1 protein-coding gene is annotated in these 2,486 nt (G+C 45.3%); it reads right to left on the bottom strand.

Features of this window, described 5'->3' with window-relative positions:
- Nucleotides 1-167: 167 nt before the first annotated feature.
- Complete coding sequence (locus KDK17_RS07230) at nt 168-2,042, bottom strand: WD40 repeat domain-containing protein (protein ID WP_257287720.1); 1,875 nt, start codon at nt 2,040-2,042, stop codon at nt 168-170.
- Nucleotides 2,043-2,486: the final 444 nt, after the last annotated feature.

Here is a 2,486-nt window from a genome sequence, read left to right as displayed (position 1 = left end):
TAGTGGTAGTAGTTGGTGTTTCTGATTGAGATTGATCGGGTGTTGATGAGAGTGGATCACCAAGGCCGGAATGGTTATTTATGCAGTCCATAGTTCGTTTCTTAAAAGTTGTTGTTTTCGCCGGTTGACAGGGATATTCGAAATTGATTCTGTGGCTTAGAGTCGGTTTAAGTATGAAAGTTCATAACATTGATGTCAGTGAAACTATTCATTCTTAGTTCAGTGATTTGCACCTTGTCATCGCAACGGATAGTCATCACTTGGCCATCGCTGCTGAAGGAGGCTGATCCGATCGAACCATTATGGGAAATGCTGGCTTTTTCTACCCATGATCCATCGCTCTGTTGGCCATAAACTTTCGCCTTGCCATCATGACTGGCAGTGACCACATGGCGGCCATCGACGCTGAATGTGGCTGAGCGGACCCAATCTTTATGGGAAATGGTGGTTTTTTCTATCCAGGATCCATTGTCCTCCTGGCTGTAGATTTTTACAGTGTTATCTTCACTGCGGGTGATCAGATGGCAGCTATTGGGGCTGAAGGTGGCTGAATAGACACGATCCTTATGGCGAATGATCGCTTTTTCTTTCCATGACCCATCGTCTTTAAGACCGTAGATTATCGCACTGCCATCGTCACTGGAGGTCATCAAATGGCGGTTGTCGGCGCTGAATGTCACTGAGTTGATCTTTTTATCATGGGAAATGGTGGCTTTTTCTTCCCTTGAACCATCGGCCCCCAGGCCATGGATTTTCACCTTGTGATCTTTACCAGCGGTCACTAAATAGTGACCATCGGCACTAAGTGTGGCTGATAAGATACAGTCGTGGTAAGTACTGGTTTTTTCTACCCATGACCCATCGTCCTTCTTGCTATAAATTTTCACATTGTGATCGGCACTGAGGGTCACCAGGTGACGACTATCGGGGCTGAAGGTGGCTGATATGACTTTATCATCGTGGTGAATGATGGCTTTTTTTTCCCATGACCCATCGTCCTTCTGGCCATAAATTTTCGCCCTGCCATCATTACTGGCGGTCACCACACAGCGACGATCGGCGCTGAACCTGGCTGAGTTGACTTCGTTGTCATGGGAAATAGTGGCTTTTTCTACCCATGACCCATCGTCCTTTTGTCCATAAATTTTTGCCTTGCCATCTCTGCTTCCTGTCAGCACATGGAGGCCATCGGCGCTGAAGGTGGCTGAGTCGACGCAGCCGCGATGGGAAATAGTCACTTTTTCTACCCATAACCCATCGTCCTTCTGGCCATAAATTTTTGCCTTGCCATCGTAACTGTGGGTCACCATATGGCGGCTATCGGGGCTGAAGGAGTACCTTTTGACCACTTCTTCATGGGCGATAGTGGCTTTTGCTTCCCATGATCCATCGTCCTTCTGGCTGTATATTTTTACCGTTTTATTGTCAATTGCGGTCATCACATGGCGGCCATCGGGGCTGAAGATAGCTGAGTTCGCCCTGCCATTACCGGGGAGGATGGCTTTTGTCTCTAATTTGAATTTTTTACATTCAGACATCAATTTAGTGACAGTGGAAAGGTACAGTGCAGGAAAATAAATACTCGGTTGGCGATCTATGATTGACTTGATTAATGCCTCATCCCCGGTAAAGCGCCTCAACCAACCCTTGAGTTGATCTTTATCTTTTGTAGTAACGATTGTCTTTAAAAGAGCCTGATGTGATGGAGAAAACCGGCGATACCACGCCCTTGCTATTGAAGTATCATTTATGAGTATGTTGTTAAGGTATGAATTTGCCCGTGTTAAACCGGTAATATCATGGGCCTGCAAATAGGAATAAATTTTGGATTGTATCTCCACTGGTAAATCGAGCAATAATGAAAGCTTTTTCTTGTCACGTACCATGACGTTCCTGCCCATAGCGGTACCACTGGTTCTTTCTGATCGATCTTGATCCGGTGTTGATGGGAGTGAACCACCAAAGCAGGAAAGGTTTTTTATGGGATTCATAGTTTGTTTTTCAATAGTTGTTATTTCACTTTGGTGAGTAAGGCCATTCAAAATTGATTCTGGAAGATAGACTCGGTTTTAGCTTAAAAGTTCACGACATTGATGTAAGCCTAACTAATAGGAAAACAGGGCTTTGATCCGTGCAAATGTTCAATAAGCAGAAAGCAGGTTTCTGTCTTTCATAATATGCAGAGTGCAACTCTGGGTTAATACCTGAAACTCACAACCATTTCCCCATTGAACGTTAGGTGACTCCCCGGGAGTTTGAGAAGTATCTTCAGTGGGGTCTGGAAAGAGCTGTTGTAGAAGAATAATGTGGGATAACAGCAAACCATCATTCATTCATACTTAGTTCAGTGATCCTCGCCACGCGATGGGTAGTCAACACATGGCCATCGATACTGAGGCGGGCTGATCGGATGTCACCGGGATGGGAAATGGTGGCTTTTTCTTCCCATGATCCATCGCTGTTCTGACCATAAATTTTCGCCGTTC

The organism is Endozoicomonas sp. SESOKO2, assembly GCF_024606245.1.
In the GTDB taxonomy this organism is placed as follows: Bacteria; Pseudomonadota; Gammaproteobacteria; order Pseudomonadales; family Endozoicomonadaceae; genus Endozoicomonas_A.
The sequence above is the reverse complement of the archived record's forward strand: the minus strand, read 5'-3'. Positions and strand labels throughout refer to the sequence as shown.